Origin of the sequence: Candidatus Hydrogenedens sp. (genome assembly GCA_035361075.1) — a bacterium.
Lineage (GTDB): Bacteria > Hydrogenedentota > Hydrogenedentia > Hydrogenedentales > Hydrogenedentaceae > Hydrogenedens.
Window position 1 is genome coordinate 5,117 of sequence record DAOSBX010000035.1, and the last position, 22,773, is coordinate 27,889.

General features: G+C 37.0%; 16 protein-coding genes and 1 tRNA gene. 9 read left to right on the plus strand and 8 right to left on the minus strand.

Annotated features, from left to right (window positions below):
• Positions 1-20: 20 nt before the first annotated feature.
• Entirely contained in the window at positions 21-1,496 is a 1,476-nt protein-coding gene (glpK, locus tag PLJ10_10520) for a glycerol kinase GlpK (GenBank protein HOK10082.1), read from the minus strand.
• 318 nt (positions 1,497-1,814) lie between these two features.
• Between glpK and PLJ10_10525 the strand changes: the two genes are divergently transcribed.
• Both PLJ10_10525 and dapB read left to right on the plus strand, forming a co-directional pair.
• A complete protein-coding gene (locus PLJ10_10525) occupies positions 1,815-2,480 on the plus strand; it encodes a lysoplasmalogenase (protein ID HOK10083.1) in 666 nt (221 codons plus the stop codon).
• A gap of 38 nt (positions 2,481-2,518) precedes the next feature.
• Positions 2,519-3,316, plus strand: a complete 798-nt coding sequence (gene dapB, locus PLJ10_10530) for a 4-hydroxy-tetrahydrodipicolinate reductase (GenBank protein HOK10084.1) — start codon at positions 2,519-2,521, stop codon at positions 3,314-3,316.
• A 20-nt stretch (positions 3,317-3,336) separates the two neighbouring features.
• Here dapB and PLJ10_10535 read toward each other — a convergent pair whose 3' ends face one another.
• The 5 genes from PLJ10_10535 to PLJ10_10555 all read right to left on the minus strand — a co-directional run bounded on the left by PLJ10_10535 (position 3,337) and on the right by PLJ10_10555 (position 12,385).
• Positions 3,337-6,261, minus strand: a complete 2,925-nt coding sequence (locus PLJ10_10535) for a LysM peptidoglycan-binding domain-containing protein (GenBank protein HOK10085.1) — start codon at positions 6,259-6,261, stop codon at positions 3,337-3,339.
• A 10-nt stretch (positions 6,262-6,271) separates the two neighbouring features.
• Entirely contained in the window at positions 6,272-6,886 is a 615-nt protein-coding gene (locus tag PLJ10_10540) for an MBL fold metallo-hydrolase (GenBank protein ID HOK10086.1), read from the minus strand.
• An 82-nt stretch (positions 6,887-6,968) separates the two neighbouring features.
• On the minus strand, positions 6,969-9,263 hold the full coding sequence (locus PLJ10_10545; GenBank protein ID HOK10087.1) for an acetylxylan esterase: 2,295 nt from the start codon (positions 9,261-9,263) through the stop codon (positions 6,969-6,971).
• A 3-nt stretch (positions 9,264-9,266) separates the two neighbouring features.
• Positions 9,267-10,376, minus strand: coding sequence for an exo-alpha-sialidase (locus PLJ10_10550; protein HOK10088.1), 1,110 nt, complete (start codon positions 10,374-10,376; stop codon positions 9,267-9,269).
• Positions 10,377-10,537: 161 nt separating this feature from the next.
• A complete protein-coding gene (locus PLJ10_10555) occupies positions 10,538-12,385 on the minus strand; it encodes a DUF4838 domain-containing protein (protein ID HOK10089.1) in 1,848 nt (615 codons plus the stop codon).
• 355 nt (positions 12,386-12,740) lie between these two features.
• On the opposite strand from PLJ10_10555, the gene PLJ10_10560 reads away from it, so the two are divergent.
• Positions 12,741-13,037, plus strand: coding sequence for a macro domain-containing protein (locus PLJ10_10560; protein HOK10090.1), 297 nt, complete (start codon positions 12,741-12,743; stop codon positions 13,035-13,037).
• 2 nt (positions 13,038-13,039) lie between these two features.
• Here the strand turns inward: PLJ10_10560 and PLJ10_10565 are convergent, their stop codons facing one another.
• Together PLJ10_10565 and PLJ10_10570 are read right to left on the minus strand one after the other, a co-directional pair.
• On the minus strand, positions 13,040-14,506 hold the full coding sequence (locus PLJ10_10565; GenBank protein HOK10091.1) for a sulfatase-like hydrolase/transferase: 1,467 nt from the start codon (positions 14,504-14,506) through the stop codon (positions 13,040-13,042).
• 77 nt (positions 14,507-14,583) lie between these two features.
• Entirely contained in the window at positions 14,584-15,507 is a 924-nt protein-coding gene (locus PLJ10_10570; GenBank protein ID HOK10092.1) for a DUF1559 domain-containing protein, read from the minus strand.
• Positions 15,508-15,643: 136 nt separating this feature from the next.
• On the opposite strand from PLJ10_10570, the gene rmuC reads away from it, so the two are divergent.
• The 6 genes from rmuC to PLJ10_10600 all read left to right on the plus strand — a co-directional run bounded on the left by rmuC (position 15,644) and on the right by PLJ10_10600 (position 22,758).
• The gene (gene rmuC / locus PLJ10_10575; GenBank protein HOK10093.1) at positions 15,644-16,942 is read left to right on the plus strand and encodes a DNA recombination protein RmuC; all 1,299 of its coding nucleotides are present in this window, start codon (positions 15,644-15,646) and stop codon (positions 16,940-16,942) included.
• A 205-nt stretch (positions 16,943-17,147) separates the two neighbouring features.
• Positions 17,148-20,216 (plus strand): tetratricopeptide repeat protein, encoded by a 3,069-nt coding sequence (locus tag PLJ10_10580; protein HOK10094.1) that lies wholly within the window; start codon positions 17,148-17,150, stop codon positions 20,214-20,216.
• Positions 20,213-21,751 carry a GDSL-type esterase/lipase family protein gene (locus tag PLJ10_10585; GenBank protein ID HOK10095.1) on the plus strand — a complete coding sequence of 513 codons (1,539 nt, stop codon included), beginning with the start codon at positions 20,213-20,215 and terminating at the stop codon, positions 21,749-21,751. Before PLJ10_10580 ends, PLJ10_10585 begins: the two co-directional genes overlap by 4 nt.
• Positions 21,752-21,876: 125 nt before the next feature.
• Positions 21,877-21,952, plus strand: a tRNA-Lys gene (locus PLJ10_10590).
• Between the two features lie 43 nt (positions 21,953-21,995).
• Positions 21,996-22,334: a class II glutamine amidotransferase gene (locus tag PLJ10_10595; protein ID HOK10096.1), complete on the plus strand. Its 339-nt coding sequence runs from the start codon at positions 21,996-21,998 to the stop codon at positions 22,332-22,334.
• 7 nt (positions 22,335-22,341) lie between these two features.
• The gene (locus PLJ10_10600; GenBank protein HOK10097.1) at positions 22,342-22,758 is read left to right on the plus strand and encodes a class II glutamine amidotransferase; all 417 of its coding nucleotides are present in this window, start codon (positions 22,342-22,344) and stop codon (positions 22,756-22,758) included.
• Positions 22,759-22,773 lie beyond the last annotated feature (15 nt).

The following is a 22,773-nucleotide window of genomic DNA, read 5'->3' on the forward strand; positions in this document are numbered from 1 at the left end:
ATATAATGTTTATTTTAATATTAATTACTACGTGCTCTTTGGATGGCGTTTTGCCATGCTTGTAGGACTGTTTTTCTTTGGTCTTCTGTCCATTGTGGTTCAAATATACGACCGATACGCCAACGTTTTCTCAGTTCTTCTTGTCCATTCCAGAATTTCGTTGCAAGACCTGCAAGATATGCAGAACCTAATGCTGTTGTTTCAAGAGTTGAGCCACGAATAACAGGTTTCCCTAAAACATTTGCTTGATGTTGTAACAGGAAGTTATTTGCGGCAGCACCGCCATCTACTCGTAACTGTGTAATTTTTGTTCCTGCATCCTGCTCCATTGTAAAAACGACATCGGCAGATTGATAAGCAATCGATTCTAATGCTGACCGAACAATATGGGCTCTGGACGTCCCGCGTGTAATTCCTGTGATTAATCCCCGAGCATGCATATCCCAGTATGGAGCACCTAATCCTACAAAAGCGGGGACTAAATAAACACCACCTGTATCGGGTACTGACATGGCAATCTCTTCACTCTCTACTGCGGATTGTATCAGTTTCATTTCATCTCTAAGCCATTGGATTACCGCACCACCGACAAAGACGCTTCCTTCTAAGGCATACGTTACTTTTCCATCTAATCCCCACGCCACAGTGGTAAGTAAACCATGCTTCGATGGAGGTGCTTCATTCCCTGTATTCATGAGAAGGAAGCAACCTGTACCATAGGTGTTTTTACATTCACCTGTATTAAATGCTGTTTGCCCAAATAATGCAGATTGCTGGTCGCCAATTAGTGCGGATACAGGCACAGATTTGCCGAGTACTTCGGTGTGACCAAAAATTTTACTACTGGGGTGTACTTCTGGCAATATGCTTTTTGGTATTTTCAGAGCATCTAAAATTGTATCGTCCCACTCTAATGTGTGAATATTAAATAATAGTGTTCGTGAAGCATTTGTATAGTCTGTAGCATGAACACCCGTTAATTGATACAATAACCAACTATCAATTGTTCCAAATAATATTTCTCCTTTTTCTGCACGTTTTCTTAAGCCAGACACATTGTCCAACATCCAACGTATTTTTGTCCCAGAGAAGTACGCATCTAAAACCAGACCTGTTCGATTACGTATTTCTTCTTCAAGTCCTTCTGAGCGTAATTGTTCGCATAATCCAGCTGTTCTTCGACACTGCCACACAATCGCTGGATGTACTGGTGCACCTGTTTTTTTATCCCATAATACGGTGGTTTCACGCTGATTCGTTATGCCAATCCCTGCGATTTCATCCGCAGATGCTCCACATTTTTTTAATACCGCTCGTGCTGTTGCTAATTGGGTATTCCAAATTTCATATGGGTCATGCTCAACCCAACCTGGTCTCGGATAGTATTGCTTAAATTCTTGTTGACTTACTGCTACTGCATTCCCTTCATGGTCGAAAAGAATACTGCGTGAACTGGTTGTTCCCTGGTCTAAAGCAAGAATATATTTTTTTTCCATAACCCACTCCTTATATGTTTTCAATATCAATCACAATTGCTGAATATTACATATTATTCATATTTGTATAAGCCTTTCAAATTTTAAACAAAAGGAACAGGAATATAAAAGTGTGTTTTATTTTAAACTTAATACTAAATTAAGTAGTAAAGACACAGCATATTGAGCCTGTTAAACAGCAACAAAGATACTTTTGGCTGTAAGAAGGTTTTATTTCCATTTAGAATCTTCGTGGGACAATTAGTGTCTTGCCTTCTATGGTTGCTTTATTTTACAATCATTTATAATTTTTTATTTGTTAGAGGAGAATTCGAGAAAATGGTAAATCTTATTACGGTTGTATTATGTATGGTGGGGTTTTTGTTGTTATGTTTTTATGGGGAATTTAAGAAAGAAAAATGGACACGTGGCATAGGAAAAATGATGGCTTCTAATTGTTTTCTATATATCGCTATTTCATCCCTTTTACACTATCAATTGCCAGATTACCTTTATGTTCCTATGATATGGATTATTATTGGGTTAATATGCTCATGGTGGGGCGATTTATTTTTGCTATCACGAAATTCGATTATTTTTCTTTTAGGCCTTATTTCATTTCTTTTAGCACATGTGTGTTACATTGTCTCATTTTTAATAGTCAAAGTTGACCCATTTCTGACTATTTCAGCATTGGTGATATCCATAGTCCCTGCAATAGGTATAGCATATTGGCTAAATCCTAATTTAGGTTCTATGCGGTTACCAGCGTATATGTATATGGTGATTATTAGTTGCATGGTGTCTTTAGCCATTGGGGCATGGGCATATAGTGGGTTATGGAATTTGCCAGTTGGTGCCTTGATGTTTTACGTGTCTGATATGTTTGTGGCACGTGACCGATTTCGGAAATCAGATAATTGGAATTTTGTAATAGGTGGTCCATTGTATTTTGCTGCCCAAGTATTCTTAGCATCAACTCCACTCTGGGCAAGCATTTCATAAAAAATGTGTCATTAATAACTTTAATGAGGAGAACAACGATGCGTATATGTGTTGCAGGAGCCTTAGGTAAAATGGGGAGACGAATATTAGAAGTTGCAGGTTGGGAAGAGGATATTCAGGTATGTGGTGCTTTTGATTTGCCTGAGTTCAAGGGACGAGTTATATCTTATGGAGGGGAAAAAGGTAGTCCTAAAGAAATTGTTTTAGGTGATAACGCTAAAGACGAAATAGTAAAAGCAGATGTGTTAATTGATTTTACTCAACCAGCGTCTTCTGTTCGTCATACTCAGATTGCGTGTTCCTTAAAGAAAGGTGTTGTAATAGGGACAACAGGGCTTTCCTCAGAACAAGAACAATCTCTACGAGATTTTTCAAAGGAAATTCCTATTTTATATGCACCGAATATGAGTGTTGGTGTAAATTTGTTATTCCGTTTAGTAAAAGAAGTTGCGGAATGTTTAGGAATGGATTACAATGCAGAAATTGTAGAAATTCATCATAATCAAAAAAAAGATAGTCCCAGTGGCACTGCTTTACGGTTAGCAAAGGAAGTAGCAGAGGGGTTAAATTTAGACTCTAAAAAACATGTTTTATATGGGAGAGAAGGAGTTATTGGACCCCGTAAAAAGGAGGAAATCGGCGTGTTAGCAGTTCGTGGAGGGGATGTCGTTGGTGAACATACTGTATACTTTATTGGACATGGGGAACGTCTACAATTAACACATATTGCACATAATCGGGACAATTTTGCCAAAGGGGCTATCCGTGCAGGACGATTTATTCATGGTCGTGAACCTGGCATGTATGACATGATGGATGCGTTAGGTTTAAGATAAAACAGATAAAATCAAAATACCTATTGTTCCTTTGTAGGGGCGGGGATAATTAACTTTTGTCCTATGCTAAGAGTTGATTTCTCAGTTAATTGATTCGCCTTGAGTAGAGCATCTAAGGGGACACCATATTTTTTACTTATTGTATATGGATTATCTCCCTTAGAAACTATATGAATTTTTTCTTCCGTGCTTTGAGGTGCTGATGATTCTGTTTTTTGCTCTTCTCTCTCCGATTTAAGACTTTCTTTTTTGGGTTCCTCTTTTATTTTGCTACCTTCTACTGAGGGTATCTTTAATTCCTGACCCGCCCGTAATTTTGTGGGGTCAGTTATATTATTAAATTCCATAAGAGATTGAACAGGTACACCAAATTTTTTGGCAACAATAGCAGGAGTGTCACCAGGAAGCAATTTATATATCTTCATTCCTTCTTCTGATTTTGTTTCTATAGAGGATTGTTCTGTTTGAACTAACAGTTTTTCTTCTCGTCTTTCTTCTGTTTTCTCTTCTCCCTCTTTTTGCATTACTGCTTCTTGTGTTACCGCTTCTTGTGGGGTTGGTTGTTCTACTTTTTCTTGCGAAGGTGATGCTGGCTCCTGCTTCTTTTCTTCTACCTTCTGTTTTTTATCACCTGGTATTCTTAGTTTTTGTCCAATTTGTAATCGTGATTTTTCTGTAAGGTTATTCACCTTTAACAGTTCGTTTGTAGACACACCGAGTTTTTTTGCTATAAGAGCAGGGTAGTCCCCTTTTTGTACAATGTATTCATTAGCATCAACCATTTTTGGTTCTTCTGTTTTTTGCTCAGGTTTTGTTTTAGGCTGTAGTATTTTATAAATTTTACCCGCCTTTAATGCTGAACCTTTACGTACCCCATTCCAAGCACAGAATTCTGCCTCAGAAATTCCATAAAGTTTGGATATTGAAGCAATAGTTTCACCTCGCTTGACTGTATGTAGAATAGGACCTTCGGTTGTTTCCTTCTTAGGCTTAGGCTCAGTAGTAGTTGCAACAGATGTCTTACTTTCAGAAGATACGGCTGTTTCAGTAGGTTTCGGCGGTTCTACTTTTTGTTCTTCCTTTTTCGCTATGGTTATTGGTGTAATTGGAGTTAATTTATCGATATCTGGAATAGCCACTGGTGAAGACCGTAGATATTCGAGAGATTGAGCCCTGCTCTCTGCAAGATATGCTAACCCTGTAGCCTCAATACGTTTACCTGCGGAGGTTAACTTGCTTGCACGCTCCATAAGTTGATGTACCTCTGACAAAATCCAATTTGCCCGATAATCATTTTCGGAATGTGATGTGGAACCTGTTAGATACTCTGTTATTTTCTCTTCACTACGAGTAATGATGTCTAAAAGAGGTTCGCGGAATGGTTCCCCCCGAAATTGCTCGGTAATGCACGTTCTTTTAATAAAGCAGGACAATTTAGCAATAAGTAAATTTTTTCGAACGAATGTTTCATAATCTTTTACCTGCACTTGTTCCAATTGCGGTAATTCACGCAACAGATTTAAGATATGACTACGACTTTGGCTATCTTTAGGATTATCAGCAATACTCTTCACAGCGTTCGTGATAACGGGATTTTTCAACGAAGTATAGGTATCACTGTTTATTTCTTGAGCTAACCTTGCCAACGCATTTTCAGCCGCTTTATATAATACTTCATACGTATTGCCTATCAAATACTGGGGTTCAAGTCTTGAATTGAGGCTCAGTGTCCCATTTTCAATTTGCGGTAATGTTGCAGGGTTTCCATAGCAATCAAAAAGTTGAGTTGTCGCTAAACCTTCTCCTGTTAATTTCAACGGTTCTGAACCCCAGAAAGCCATAAACCAATGAGTTAATGTCTGGAAAATAAACGCATGCAAATTATCTGAATACGTATACCACCCGACTGACTCCGCCTCTTCACCCCAAAAACGGGAAATACCTGATAGAAAAGATAAGAGTTGTGAGACTTTGCCGTCCTGGATTAACACTGTATATGGAATTACGAAACTATCTACGCCACAAGATTTCATTTCCCAAAGTTTCTGAATTTGGGCAACTGTGTCTGCTGGCAAATTCCCGTTATTAAAATGTAGAAATAGCTTAATACCTTCTCCACCATAACCAATAATTGTATTCCTTACTATATCAAAATTTTCTCGTCCTTGTACCTCGCCACTCCATGCAATTTCATGAAGTTCTTCAGAAGAAACCGCTTGAATAACAGAGGGTATTGATTCTAACGATTTGAATGAAGGACGAAATGTCCCTATACTTTTAGATTTTCTTGCTATCTGGACACATTTATTTAAAAAATCAGGGGTATAATTACCTTCGATTTCCCATGTGCTTATATAACCGCCAAACCGATTATTTAAATCTTCAAAAGCATCTAATGGAGATGCGTGTTTGTCATAGTTAAAAACAAATGAAACATAATATTTCATGGATATTGCTTTTTTTATACGTGTTTCTAAATCTGATGTGTTGTCATCAAAAGATACCTTACGTATCCCTATCATTTGAGCCACATATAAACCATCATTATCTGGATTGTGGAGAACAACTGGTGGCAACCCTGACGTTTCTGTGTTTCGTTCAACTCTACAGAAAGGGATTTTCCACTCATTGGACTCATTTTTATACTTTATCGAAATGTTTGCTATTAAAAACGTCCGTAATGGAGTTAATTCGGAAACAGAGACCCAATATTTTCCACTCGGATATGTAATCGGTTTGTCAGGGATGAACTGAATAACCGATTCACCATTTATATTGGTAATATTTACTTCCATTTCAAATGGTGTATTAGGCGGTCCTGAAACTGCAACAATTAGCGGTTCATCAATAAAAACAATGGGCAATATCTGGTCAGGAGACAATTGGACATCAAAAGGAACTGCATAAGAGGAAATAAAAACAAATAATGATAAAAAAAGTGTCATAAACAGTTCCTCAGAACTCGCCCACAAATGGGTTTGTTTCTCGTTCAATACCAATGGTTGTCGCAGGACCATGTCCGGAATAAACGATGGTATCATCAGGTAAAACGAAGAGTTTTTCTTTGATAGATTTTATTAATGTATCATAGTCGCCACCGGGAAGGTCTGTTCTCCCAATAGAACCTTGAAAAAGAACATCGCCAACAAATACGAAACCATCACTTACTAAGGAAATATGCCCAGGCGCATGCCCTGGAGTATATAACACCTTCAACGTAATATTCCCTACCTTAATTTCGTCTCCTTCTTGAAGGTAGTCATCAGGGGGTGGAGAGGATTGAAACGGAACGCCAAACAGCAGAGCCTGCTGTCCCAAAGTTTGCAATACAACTTCACTTTCAGGGTGCATCAACAACGGAGCACCTGTTGCACGGCAAACACTGGCATTACCTCCACAATGGTCTATATGACAATGTGTGTTAATAACAGCACGAACAGACAAATTCTTTAGGTCCTGAATGAGTCTCATATTTGCTTCACCGGGGTCAATAACAATGGCTTCTCCATCATCAATCAAAATGTAAGTGTTCACAAAAAAAGGAGTTATTTCATAAACTTTTATTTCCAACGCTTATCTCCTTTACTTGTTTTTGAATATTATATTATATCCGAGCAATAGATACGAGTTCGTATTTTTATCCCTTACTATTCTAATTTACAAGTGCTACAAGGTCGTTCAAATCTTTGATTTGATTTTGAATAGCTACAGGTGCATAGAGAGACAGATTTGGATGGACATGGAAAATAGAGCAATTTCGTTCAGGAACAATCCACCATAAGGCGTTCTGGATATCGCCAATACTCCGAATACAGGGAATATAAAAATATTGTTCCCAAATACTATCATCATTTAGGTCAAGTTCGTTCATATCTGCAAAGATAGGATTAGCAATATCACAAATAGCCCCTGCGAGTAATGACAATACACCGGCATTTCCCATACCGATTAATGTAATAGGTGTTTGCAAATCTCTACGGGAACTTAACCAAACCAGCGATGTGATAATATCCTGTATCTGTTCGGCAGGTCGAGTATTCAAGAATGTATCCAGATAATTTGAGGTTTCTTTCCGTTTGACTTTTTCAAGCGGTGATTGATGTTCTCCTGTTAAAAATAGGTCTACCAGAGCGATTGCATACCCTTTTTGCATAAGATTTTGAAGTGCAGGATGAAGTGAGCCATCCGGATTTACAAAATATCCTTTGCCTTCATGATGAACGCATAGCACTACTTTTTGTGTTTCTGGTTTATTAGACCTATAAAATAATAAAGGTACCTGGTCGTGAATTTTTGCCCGTGATATAATCCAGCGTTCTAACACAAAGGTTGTTTCTCTACTCACAGAGACACATGTTCCCAACGTATCATTTATAGCAGGTATTTCCGCACCGGTTACAACGGCGAGAGAATGCTTATCTTTTTCACGGAATTCTTTTACCTGTTCTTTTTTTATTGCAATATATTTATTCCGCAAAGACTTTTTCTCGGAAACGAATTTATTTAATGTTTCATCATAACCTGCTTTTTTCAATTCTTCAATTTTATCATCTGTAAAAACGCGAAGTGATTCTTTCGGTGGAATTTCCAAATCTGGCTCTGAAAATTGTTCCCAATTTTGTTGTGGAAAGAACCGTTTCCCAAAGAAACGATATACCGCTTCACGGCTTTCTTTATTATAGTTATGTTCTGCGTTGACCTGCTGGTATTCTAAATTTGCGTCTTCACCATACAATTTGTATATGCTTCGGATTGCAGGATATTCCACCCGAGGAGTTGCCCGTGTCCAATCACCTGTGGCACATACAAGTATCATGGGGCGCGGAGCCATTAATGCCCCTATTTCCATATTCGATGCATTTCTGCGAATTAACGGGGCATTTTCGCAGATACAGCCTCCCTGCATGGAACAGGAAATCATATTAACAGGTGCGGAGACTTTAACTCGTGGTTCTACTGAAAATAGTAGAAATGTTTGTGTCCCTCCGCCAGAAGCACCCGTGCATGCGATTTGTTCAGGGTCAACATCCGGTAATGCTTGTAGAAAATCCAATGACCGAATGCTATTCCATAACTGGACGGCACATGGATGAATAGCCCATAATTTTAGCAAATTAGTACCCCAGTTATGAGGGAGTTGCTGTGAATCGTTATAACCAACCATATCATAACTAAACACGACAAAACCCATGCGAGCCATAGTAATGCATCGAGCAGGAACAGAGCCTATATTACTATTCTCAAATCGCCCTTCTTTCCAATGTCCATGAGGGCATAAAACCCCTGGATGTTTTCCCTCTTTAACGGGACGATATAAATTGCCCGTAACATAAAATCCAGTGAACGATTCAAAATATACCTTTTCTACAGTAAAACCATCCCCTTGAAATTTATCAAATATTTTTGCATTTAGCGGACACTTTTCTCGCTCAGGGAAGAGACCACATGCAATAGATATGGTTCTGCGAAGGTGTTCTGCAAATGATTCCCAGTCCTGTAAATTGTCAAAATGGGGCATAGTAAAAACTGTATTTGTATTGCGTATCATCTCTACACGAGCATCGGATACTCGTTTTGGCTCTTGTAAAACTCGTGCGTATTTACACCATATCTCGGGATTGTAATCTGTCTGATTGGAGAGCACAATAGAAAAGACATTTGTATCTCCATGAACCTGTATGGTTTGGCTATTTTTTATAGTTAATGATTTTATGTTCAACCATATATAGTCTGTTACATCCTTTTTATCTTTCTCTTTTTCAGGTGCAGAATAAGATAATTTTTGATTATCAATAATTACTTCTCCTGATTTGCCTTTTTCTGTCCAGACCCAAACAGCATAATTTCCATCCTCTGGGACATTTAATTCGCCCCATTCGCAAGCATTAACCCAGAGAATGGCATGGAAAAGGATAAAATGTATGGAAAATAAAGTTGTGCTAATCATGGGTTATTCCTTATTGTTACTTTTTTCATTCCAGTTAATAAGTTGGTCTTCAGTAAAAATAGCGAGATTAATTTGTGTGCGTTCATGTGAGGTAAAAATCAATGCTATTCTACCATCCTTCAACTGTATGGCATACGGGTAAGCATACGAATCCTTACCACGCACAAGGTCTCTTTTTATCTTCCATGTTTTCCCTTCATCCATTGAGATTGCTACGGAAAGAGGATTTCTATCCCCTGGGTTATCATTAAAAAACAATAGAAGATGTCCATTTTTTAACTTTATAAGGTCGATAGCAGCATTAGGGTTTACAAATTCTGTGTCTACGCCATCTGTCCATGTCTTCCCGCCATCAAACGACTCGGTTCGCACAATGAAACCATCTGGAATTGGGTCATACCCTCCTCCTCGACGGCAGTATGCAAGAAGATGTGTATTGCTCAAGGCTACAACAGAAGGTTGTAAATTACCGATACGTGAGTGGACATGATTGCTTTGTGTCCATGTGCGAGTTTTTAAATCATGAATAAAGAATACGGAGCTTGTTTCTGGTGCAGTAAATTCTGGGTCATCACCTTTCTCGTGGTATGCAGGCAGAATAAATTTGTCATTGCTTAACAACAACGGTTGAGAACGCACCATCATACCTGGCTCAAATGCAAGCACAGCAGAGTCAGACCATGTATTGGCTCCATCCTTTGAAATTTTATAATGTATCCGCGATGTGCACCACGTTTCACCATATCGCACCACATAAAATAACCAGACAATACCATTTGGTCCCTGCCAAACTACAGGATTTCCCTCACCAAGCCACGGAATATCTGCAATAACTACTGGCGATTGCCATTGGTTAGAACCTTTCGGCAACCTTGAACCAAATACTTTTGTATCATCTTCATACTCCCCAGTACCGCAATAATATGCCAGATACAAATCACCATTATCCAGTTCTGTTATGGATGCTGGATGCTTATACTTTCCCCCAGGTGTTTCTGTTCCAAATACTTTTTGTATAAGTATTTGAGGGTTTACGCATACGACTTCTGGGAAAGAATAGGCAAATTGTCCGATGAGCAACATTAAAATCAAAACAAACCCACAATTCTTCATACTTTTTCTCCTTAGACTTTATAGAATATAACTCGTAATAATTCTATATAGATATAAGACTAAAATCAAAATACAATAAAATATCCCATCATTTTTTAATTTTAATATAGTAATAAATTTGTTAAAACACTAATCTTAAAAGATTTCCCTTCATATCATCACTACTCATGTTTTTGATTTGAATAATATTCTTCTCGACCTTTAAGCATCCAGTCCCAGAGTGCTTCTTGCCATTGTCGGACTCTCTGTTTTTCTGCATCGGTTTGTGCAGAGGACTGTGCCTGTGAAATAAGCTCGCCTAATTCCATCATTCGTTCTTCTGTACCTAAAGTGGTCCATGCTACATTTTTCCAGTCAATTCCATTCGGTTTGTAATATGGCTTCGGGTAGTTCTCCGGATTGCACGCAATTTGCTCAATTGACAGGTAAAATTTTTTCATAGGTTCACTTGCATTGCCAAAATAGAGATGAAAAAACTCATCTAATATTGCATCTATATCCTGCGTCGGGTCATCCCAGATTTTAGCAATAACATACCCTTCTAACATATCTTGTTCACCACATATAAAAATACCTCGTATTCCGTCCCCGATAAACTTCCGCATAATTTCTGCGGTCTTATGAACCATAATGTTTGGGAAACATTTAAATCCACCTACCAATCCCGCCTCCATCGGATGGTGATAATAATTCCACAAAAAAACAGGTGCCTTTGCTTTTTTCAGCCAGTCATGATATAGGTTCATATCGTTCTCTCGCATTTCTTTATGAATAGCATAGTAGCAGGTATGTAGACATGGGGCTATGGATACATTTGGCTCAATATCAAAACCACGGGGAGGTAAGGCATATTCCCAATATGCAAGGGCGGTAATATATTTATCTGGATGTGTCTCTTGTAATTCTCTTGCTACCGCATTCACAAAGGAGAAAATATAATTGCTCATGCGACCACTACTAAACTGTCCCGTCCACATATCACGACCAGAGGTTATTAATTTCCGACAACGGTCACATCGGCAAAATTTCAAATTATCATCAGGAACAATAGCGAAATAGTTTCCTACTGCTTTCCAGCCTTCCGGCACATCCTTAGTTCCATCAAAAAAATCATCTGCCATCTGTGCTACTTCCTGTATCAGTTTGGGGTGTGTATAACACAGCTGTGTACCGGAACCAGAGCCTTTCGCCTGATATTCCGGGTCGGTAAAATACTTCTCAATTGTATATTTATGGAATGTGTGGTTCCCTGCCCATTTCTCACCTCCTAAACGCAATCGTCGCCAGAATAGAAATACTTCAGCACGGGATACCGTTCCCCATTGCTTTTGCATAAAGGGCCAGAAACCTGACCATAAAGCGTCCCGATATTTCAACGCAGGTGAACGGCGAATATCTATGCTTTTTACCATAAGTGTAGATTGAGTAGGAATAATAACATTAATCTCATTCGGACCATACCAGCGAACACCACAAAACTGTTCGAGGAAATGATACACCGCATAACAAGTCCCCTGGTCATCATATACCCCAGGCAATTCCATTTCCCCTTGACTACGCAATGGCATACCGACAGTTTGCCAATAATCAATTTTATGACGTGTATCTGCGAGGGTGTTTCCACAACTCATCGGTCTGCCTAATTCACGGCGATTTGCTTCTGTATCTTCCCAATCCCGACCTAAAAGAATCAGCGCATCTGTGCGAAATGCGATAATATACTCCTGTGGAGCCAGGTCTGAACTCCGAAAACCTAAATCATTAGCAAGATGACTATCTCCAACAAGTATTTTCCGTTTCGAAACAGGTTCTGCATCACTTTTAATAGGCAATTCCGCCCCTGTCATTTTCAAGATATGGTATTGCAACTCCAATGATGCAAGGCGTGCTGATAGCGTCGGATTTTCAGATACAACAATACAACAAACAGGCTTGCCGTTCTTTACCAGAACAAAATCCGCTTCCCCTTCCCCATCACTTCCAAATACCCACAAACAACATATAACCATAAAAAGAACTACTACTATTAAAGTTTTTATATTTAACTCTCCCCTAAATCTTCTAATTGGTATGACCATAACCTGTCCTTTCAATAAAGAAGTTGATTTTAATTCCATCTACGTATTTGTATCCTGTTAAATAAAAATCTGAAAAATCAAATTTGTCTAAAAATAAAATTTACAATATAGAATAGCAAGAGTAAAAATAGTAAATTTATTCTCCAAGGCCTTGTCTCTTTAGTTTTCTTGATAATTCTACTATTAATAAACAAAAAAATATTGACAGTATTACTTGTCCTAAATATAAAATATCTCTGAAACAAAATTTGAAATAAATAAAGAAGAATTTAAAAAAGATTTCCAGATGGCAATTCAGCCTGATCTTTTCAGTCAAACAAGACCAGGAATAATTCTTTTCCCGACAAAAATTCATTGGAGAGGGAGTTCAAAAATAGAATGGATTGAAGATGGACTTATTTATCTTAAAGAGCATTATAAAGAGTGGGGGATAAACTCCGTTGCCATGCCTCAAATTGGTTGTGGACTTGGAGGATTACCCTGGGAGAAAGTTAAAAAGTGTATTGAAAAATACTTTTTAAATGACCCATTAATAATAGAATTATATATTAATAATCCTACTAATAAATATAAGGGAACATAGTTCTACTTTTCTTGCATTCTTTTCTTTACTCGTCTTTCAAGTTTGTTTTGTTTTATTTTTTGTCTATTTTTTTGTTCTTTTTGCTTTTCTGTGGGAGGACCTTCGTGGTCTAATTTAGGAGCGGGAAGTTTTTCTAAAAGTTGGTTGAAATATTCTTTGGCTTTGATAACCTCGGCATCATCGGAATTGGTTACTTCTTTATAGCCAGTCCCGTTACGACAATCTCCGCAGTCATATAGTCTCCCATAATGGAGAGGGGAATTGTCTTCTAATAGCCAGCGTTTTGTCCTCAGGATGCGTCGGTCAGCAATGAAACTGAATATCCATTCGCGGGTTGTTTCTCTTTTTCCGCTGAGGAACGGTACCAGGGATACACCATCAATTGGTCTATCATCGGGTAGAGTCACACCTGCCCAATCACATAGCGTCGGCAGAATATCCGACAGGTCTGTTAGTTCCATTACACTGCCTCGTTGTTTGACATAACCCGGTCCCCAAACTATCATCGGCACACGTGCTCCTAATTCCGTAGGCTCCCCTTTACCTGATCCCCCCGTACCATTATCCCCTGCAAAAATAACGATGGTTTTTTCTTTCAGTCCCGCCTTCTCAATCTCTTCTATCAGTTTTCCCATGAGTTTATCCAGATATTCCACATTGGCTTTATAATTTTTTTTATCACTCTTTTTTAAATCATCACCTTCTTTTTTTGAATCCGGTGTCGGCACATAAGGAGCATGAGTGAGGCAGGTTGGATAATAAATCACAAATGGCTGGTCTTTGTGGCGGTTCATAAAATCAATAACAAACTGATTATGTATATCGGGTCCATAGTCATCGGGTTTTGTTGGGACATACTCACCATTTCGAACAATAGACGGATGCCAATATCGGGCGTATCTACCATCGCTTTCAAATCCACTCGTATATTGAACATCTGGCGGGATATAGTTTTTATATGCCCATGTGCAATATTCATCAAATCCACACTCAAAGATAAGTTTAGGTAGTTTACCGGATAATTGCCATTTGCCAGACATGGCAGTAGTATAGCCTGCCTCTTTCAGCAGATTGATAAAGGTTCGATGACTTTTAGCAATATCTTCTATATCACTATCAGGCTCCGGTCCTCCTCGCATATTAGCAAAATTATATATACCGTTATGACAACCGTATTGTCCTGTTAACAGCATAACACGGGTAGGGTGACAAATAGGTGTAGCATAGCAGGTCTCAAACTTTACTCCTTCTTGTGCCATGCGGTCTAAGTTGGGTGTGCAAATTTCTTTATTCCCATAGCAGGACAACTCTTTTGCCCCGATATCATCTGCCAGTACAACAATAAAATTAGGACGGTCTTGTTTCTTTTCCGTTTTATCCTCCGAATAAGCCATTTGAGAAAGTATAAATGAGCCCATACTGAGGACTGAAATTTTTTGCACAAATTCTCGACGTGACATGTCTTTCATATTTTCTTTCCTTCCAACAATTTTTTTGTTGTATTACAATCTGATAATATTAAACACTCTTAGCAGTTTTTAGTTCCCTAATGAAAGCCATTCATTTGATTACACACTGTTAGCCACACGCGGGTATAAGGGAATTGGGTTGGATAACGGATAAATTCAACATGTCCATCAAGATATAAGACATTCCCTCCACCGGGTTGATGATTAAGCATGGGAGTATTATATCCCTCCCCTTCCCCTTTTTTGAACAAATTATCCCACATTATTGGAATTTCTGATGTAGAAGAGCTAAAGTTCAGAAACCTCTCAACACCGTCTCTAAGACGATATACCACTCGTTTTTGAGTATCGCCAGGATAAAATGGATAAAACGACAAATCGCGGTCGTATATCCTTGCAACAGAATTGAGGGGTGCATTCAAAGCCTCATCCAGCATCTCACGGAACACAGTAACAAAAGCCCCTTCAATCTCTGTGCGTGGGTCGGGTGCCTGTTCATTTCCGTTGGGAACTAAATAGAGCGATGGGACAACTACCCACCCTAAATAACTGTATGAAATATCATTAATTTTGCATAAATCGGGTTCCTGGGTCTCTTGATTGAGCCAGCCTCCGGGTCCCAATGCAACAGTTCGGTCAATATCCGAAGGGCAAATCAATGCCTTCAAGTCGGATAGATATTCGGGATACATCCACTTCGGTTCAAAAAACGATTCTTCTGTATTTACCACACTACAAGGGGTTGCATTCTCTGTCCAAGGGGTTTTTATCGCTTTGATAGGGGGATAGAAATTGCCCTTACTTTCATTAGCATACATAATTAGAGATAAGCCAATTTGTTTTAGATTATTAGCACACGAAGAACGGCGTGCCGATTCACGAGCACGAGATAAAGCGGGCAAAAGAATACCCGCCAGAATTGCGATTATGGCAATAACAACCAGCAACTCAATAAGGGTGAAACCTCTATATCTATTGCGAAATACCTGATAGTAAGTCATAAGTTACATTATATAATATTAAACATCATAAAACAGAGTTCTATTGCTGAATTATACTTCGTATAATTCAACATCTCGTATTTTTTTGATATAGTATTATTAGCTACAAAATCAAAAGAAAAAGGAGTAAATATTTATGTCTATAACTACGGTTTACCTTATATCTACTATTTTTCTACCCGTTATTTTTTTATTTCTCCTTTACGAGTGTTTCATGCTTTTAAAACTTTCTAATTTTTCCCAAAAATCCATAAACGATATCATAAACCAAATACAAAAAGTGACAGAACACCAGTCTACTCTTAACAAAACGTTCTTTGATGAGATGAGCCGAACTCGAACTGAGTTGTTGACAACCATAAATACCACCTTAAAATCCCTATCTCAAGCTCAATTAGAACAATTAAAAATCTTCTCGGAGAACTTGAACCAACTAACACAACTTAATTCTAAAAACCTTACAGATATTAATGAGACATTGAAGAAAGAAATCCGCCATTTGCAAGAGAAAAATGAAGCAAAATTAGAAGAGATGCGTAAAACGGTAGATGAAAAGCTTCAAACAACTCTTGAAAACCGTTTGTCTCAATCGTTCAAAACGGTTAGTGAACAACTTGAAAGCGTCTATAAAGGATTGGGTGAGATGAAAACACTCGCATCAGATGTAGGCGACTTAAAACGGGTATTAACGAATGTTAAACAGCGGGGCATTTTTGGCGAGTTACAGTTGGAAAGCATACTTGAAGACATTCTAACTCCAAATCAATATGAAAAGAATGCAAAAATTAAGAGAGAGACCGCAGTAGAGTTTGCAATAAAAATTCCTGCAAAAGATGAAGATGGAAAATATGTATTACTACCTATTGATTCAAAATTTCCAAGAGAAGATTATGAGAAAATTTTAAATGCACAACAGATTGCGGATACTAATGCGATGAGTGATGCCATTAAATCATTAACCACCCGTATTACGAGTGAAGCAAAAGATATTAGTGAAAAATATATTGACCCACCACACACAACTGACTTTGCCATAATGTTTCTTCCAGTAGAAGGATTATTTGCTGAAGTTCTTCGAGTTCCTGGTTTATTTGAAAAGATTCGAAAAGAGCTGAACGTGATAATCACAGGTCCAACAACAATCACTGCTATCCTGAACAGTCTTCAAATGGGATTTCGAACCCTTGCCATTGAAAAAAAATCACAGGAAGTCTGGAAAGTGTTAGGAGCAGTGAAAACCGAGTTCAAGAAATTTAATGATTTATTAACAAAAACAAAAATAAAATTAGAATCTGCTGCTAATGAAATAGAACAAGCTCAAAAACGAACCTTAATAATCGACCGCAAACTTAAGAATGTTGAACAATTAGACACTGACGAATCTAAAAAGATACTTGAACTGGAAGAGCCCCCACTAACAGAATTAGATAAATAGAGGGGGCTCTTAATAATAATTATGATAGGAAACACAGCTCATTCTTTTCTTTAGAAGGGTTTTTGTGGTTCAAAATTAAGTATAATTTATTGAAGTTAGAGCAACACGCTTTAAAAATTACTTATTCATAGGTCGTCATAAATTTATTCTTATGTCTTTTTCTTCAAAACAAGTTTTATATTTTTCAATTATATTCGAAATTGTTTTGATAGTATTTCTTATTGGTTTTTCTATAATTCTATCAGAAAAGTCTTTACGGGATTGGCATGGTCCAGGTGGAAGTATTTCGACTGATTTATACATTCCTTCTATTCTTTTTGCATGTGGAAAAGGATTTGTGAATACTGACCCATCTGGTATCCCCCATCTTCGCTCATTTCTGGATTTTAATGAACAAATATTTTTGCCAGAATATATCCCCGCTCAATTTCAAGCACAGGATTTAGATATTTATCAACAATATCACCGATATTTAATATATACAGTAGGTCTGGTCTGGCGAATTTTTGGTGTTTCATGGGAAGTTTTGCGCTGGTTTCTCGTATTTTTATATGTTTTGACCGTGCTAATTGTTTATGCCATAGCAAGGACATTTCTTCCTCCTTATTTTTCTATTTTTATTGGTTTTTATTTTGTTATATCAGGAATAGCTTTAATTATTCTCCCTATCCTTCGTGACTTTGTGCGGGCTCCATTCATACTAACTGTTATTCTCATTCTTTTCTATTTAATTCAGGGGAAAAGGTCTAACAAGCGGTTCCTTGTATCCTGTTTACTATTAGGGCTAATCTGTGGGATAGGGATAGGTTTTCGTCGTGATTTACTCATGTTCTTTATTTTATCGTTATTCATCTTAATAATAGTCCCTAAGGAAAACCATATTCCCAAAATCCCTATCCGAATAGTAGGTGTTATCATCACGATACTTGTATTCTTGTTTTCATCTTATCCCATTTTGCAGTCATTTCATAAATTTGGCACATTAGGCTGGCATGATATCTTGATGGGTTTTGGAACCGAACATGATGACCTCGCTGGTCTTCAACGCACAAACTACGAACGCATGCCTAAATATAATGACTTGCTCGTTTCCGTAACTGCTGATAATCATAGTTACTATAATGAATCTTTAAACGATTACGAATTGTTTGTTAAAAAAAATTCAGAACTGGAAAAGCGAAATTTATTTTTTACCTATCTTTATTGGTTTCCTGCGGATATAGTAATACGTATTTATTCTTCAATAGCACGATTGTCAGACCGCATATTGACCAGTACCTTACCCATCAATCCCTATCGAACATTACTCTCACTTGTTGTTCTCATTATCTTCATGGCGATAGACTTACATAAAGGAATTTGTTTCTCAGTAATTTTACTTTTCGCTATGAGTATTCAGACACTTCAATTCAATTTTCGCCATAATTTTTATCTGGCATTTGTTCCATATCTGCTATATTTTTTAGCCTTGAATGTTTCTTTACATGGATTATGTCAGCTATGGAAAGGTGGCAAAGAGAAATTAGATGAAAATATACATGAGTTAAAGAGAATCTTCAAAAGGTTTTGCATTATTGGTTTTACTATCACTTTTTTTGCTTTCGGTATTTTAGTTGTTGCCCGACAAATTCAAAGTTATCAACTTACTCAATTATTTCGTTTGTACGAAACAGCGGAACGAGTACCAGTATCTTACAAAAGTTATACAACCCAAGCAGGAACCGCTTATTCTCTTGAAAAGCCCTTATCTCTCAGTTTTGATGACCATTTTATGGCAGTTCCTTTTTTTGAAGTGAGCATAGTCGTTGTAGATTTTTTAGTTAACAAATTTCCTGCATGTTTCGAAGTCCTATACGACGGATTAGATGATTTTTCTTGCAATTTAACAATAACTCGCTACACACCATCCGATACTCAATCTGTGTATGTTCGATACTTTATCCCCGTTTACGAACACCTACAAGATTTGAACTCTGATTGGAACCGTTTTATAGGAATACGAATTGAAGATACGAGTAATCTACAAGTTCAAAATATATATAAAATATGCAATCCCGAACATATTCCTTTATTCATAAATTATTACTTCGTGCAGGATGAATTACCCAATTTATATCAGAAAATAGCCCCTTATTCAAAAGAAATGATTAATCCCTGCTGGAAACCGTATGGAATATCTACAAAACGGATGGGCATCAATAATGCTAATAATGCTTTCTATAATGGGGACTTGACAAAAGCGTATGAGATTCTACAAAAATTTATGGAGGAAGAACCCTATTCTATTGAATATGGGCTTACATTGGCAAGTATTTATGAAAAAACAGGACAAGTTGAACAAGCAAAGGAAATATATTTACAACTGATGTCCAACAAACCACATGAACCGATTTTGGGTATTAAATTGAATAACTTATTGTTACAAAGCAATCTTTCAGAAGAAGATAAGCAACGTTTTTGGAAAGATGTTATATCAAAACTTCAGGATTCCTCTGTGGCATGGTTTTATTATTCAAAGAGTTTAACTGATGTAAATACTGCAAAAGAAGCTCTCTCTAAATCTATCTCCCTAAATAGAGACATTTTACTTTCAACCCCTTACACAAGCATGTACTATGATTTGAAAGAACTATTTTCACTGGCTATGAAAAACGAACAGGATTTAGATAATACATTGTGTTCTACTCTTCCTTTACATAGACAAATAGCATATATGCTAACTGCGGGTGTTTACACAGCTGATAATCACGAATACAAAAAGTCTCTGGATATACTCCAATTCTTGTCGAAAATTACTCCAAATCTATACCTTGTCTATCCACCAATAGTAACATCTTTACTTAATTCGCAAGATGCAGATATCGAAAGTATTTTCTATTATTCAACAACTTTAATTTCAATAATTCCCTATAAAATTGAGCCAATAATCCAAATAGAGGATATACACGACAATATCCATTATTTTTCCGAAAAAGAATGGATAGAATTATGGTCTGACTTAAGAAACAAAACACCAGACTCTCCTTGTATTCTTTGTGGATTGGGTCGTGCTTATGAATTATCACGACAAACAAACGAAGCAAAAAAAATATATAAAAAGGCTATCGGGTATTCCCACAAATCAGAAGCATGTGCACAGTTAGCATACTATCGATTAGCAAAATTAGAATACTCATTAGGTAATAGAAAGGAGGCTATTTCCTTGCTCAAGAAAGCAATTCGATTGTATCCAGATAATGTTTTATTAAAGCAGTTATTAGAAGAATATAAATGATAAATATGTCGTCTATAAAATCACTTTTCAAGGTTTTTTATATACTCTTCCTACTATTAATGTGGACGGTAATTCTATGCTTATCCATAGAATTAGGGACACGAGTTATACTAAGAACAGCCAATTACCTATATCAGCCTCTATTTGAAAAACAAACCAGCAAAGTATATAGAATGGTGAATTTATCAGATGATCTAAAACCTGACATCTTGAAAGAATTATCAATAGATGAAAAATCTTTTACCAATACTTATAAACAAAATGGCTATCAAACAACCATTTCTAATAATTACACTTGCAACAAAGACTACGAACTTACTTTGCAGGGTATAGCAGAAATGAAATTTGATAAAAAGGGGAACATTATAGAATCACATGGCGACCCTGTTATAGAGAGGTATATATACAATCTTGTTCAAGGCATCCCATCAGGCTATTATGACCCTTCATGGAATTCTGTTCTGGAAACAATAAAGAATCCATTCCATTTGCCTTTTTCCACGCAGTTAAAATATGAGTGTTTTTATACTTATTATTATCAAGTAGAAATTTCAGCATACCCTGAAGGAAGCATTCTATTAGCAAAGGAAATTAGGGACAACTACCCATTCTCATTGAAATCTCCAAACACACCTATTACTAATGATAGTCCCTGGCTTGTCACTTTCTTTTCCTATAAACCTAACTGGAGAAAAACCGACGATATTGCCCAGTATAATAATTTTGGTTTTCGTGATGACGACATTATTATGCCTAAACCCGATGGAGTGTTCCGTATTGTTTGTATCGGAGGCTCAACTACAGAAGAAGGGAACTCCAATGATATGACTTACCCTAATATTATGGAAAGAAAGTTAAATAAATATTTTCATTCCAATAAGATTGATGTTATCAATGCAGGGATATGTGGTTTTCGTTCTTTTGGCGAAGTTCGCAGGGTTAATGAGTTCCTTCGACTTCAACCTAATTTATTGGTCTATTATAATGCTATTAATGACATCTGTTACCATGACATCCCATATTGGCTAAAATTACCGAATTCATGTAAGATAATACTGACACACTCCACCTTCTTAAACCGCATATTTAATCGGAAACTACTACCCTCCGATGAATACATTGCGGATTACCTGCAAAAAACAATCTTTAGAAATTTAGGAGCAATGAACTGTGCCTGTAAAAATCAGGGAGTTCAAATGGCTATCTGTAGTTTTGCCTATCCTAAAATCAAATGGTATGAAATAATTGCAAAACTATATTATGACTTTAATCTTCGCAATGTATGGGTATCTTTGGACGATGCGATAATAACCTTTGATACTTACCTAAAAATCATTAATATATATAATAAAGAATTAAAAAATTTTTGTGAACAGGAAAGAATCTTATACATCCCTGTGGCGGAAGAGTTTAATGCTGGAACAGACCATTTCTTCGATGTTTGCCACATGACACCCCTCGGATTGGATGTTAAAACTGACATCATCGGTTCATACATCGCACAATGGATTGAGAAAAATGGGTATATACAATGAGAAGAATGTTTTAAATACACAAATATAAGGCAACTCCTTTTCAATATAATTTTTTTATATTTGCCAAATCTGATGGAATTATGATATACTATAGTTCCTTTTTTTATTTTATAACTTAGGGAGGTGGACGGGTAGCTCAGGTGGAAGAGCATCGGACTTTTAATCCGGTGGCCGCGGGTTCGAGTCCCGCCCCGTCTACCAGTTACAAATAAAAAAATATCAGGTCAAAGAAGGAGGTAAAGTTATGTGTCGTTTATTAGGGGTAATAGTGAACAAAACAGTAGAATTTAATTTTTCATTCAAGCATTTTAAACACCTTGGAAAATATAATCAAGATGGGTGGGGAGTTGGTTGGTATGACAAAACAGGTAAGGTAAATTTAAGAAAAGAAGGTTGCTCTTCGGTTGAAAGCGAGATCTATGACACTATATCAACTAAAATCCGTTCTCACCTGATAATTGAACATGTCCGCCTTGCAACAGTCGGCGATGTGTGCGATGAAAATGCACATCCTTTTGAATTTAAAAACTGGCTATTTGCCCATAACGGTTGGGTAGACCATGAATGTTTATTAAAATTATAAAAATGGTATGACACGTAACTGCACAGACTCAGAAGTATACTTCCGCTTTCTTATACAAAATATAGAGGAACAAAATGGTGATGTTATTGAAGGTATCCGCTTTGGTATTCAAAAGATTTATGATTATATAGACCATGGAAGTTTAAATTTTCTTCTTTCGGATGGCAACTATTTATATGCGTATCGCAACGGGAATACACTTTTTATGTTAAAAAGATTTCGTGAAGGCACCAATGACCAAAATGAATTTGAGGCAGTTTCAAATGAAACAAAACTATTGCTAAAAAGTAAAGCGTTAAACCATGAGAAGGCATTCGTCATCTGTTCGGAAATAATTTCTGATGAACCTGGTTGGAAAAAAATAGAGAATGGGCAATTACTTGTTATTGACAATAATCTAAACCTAATGATAGAGAATCTCTAACAAATATCGAGTATT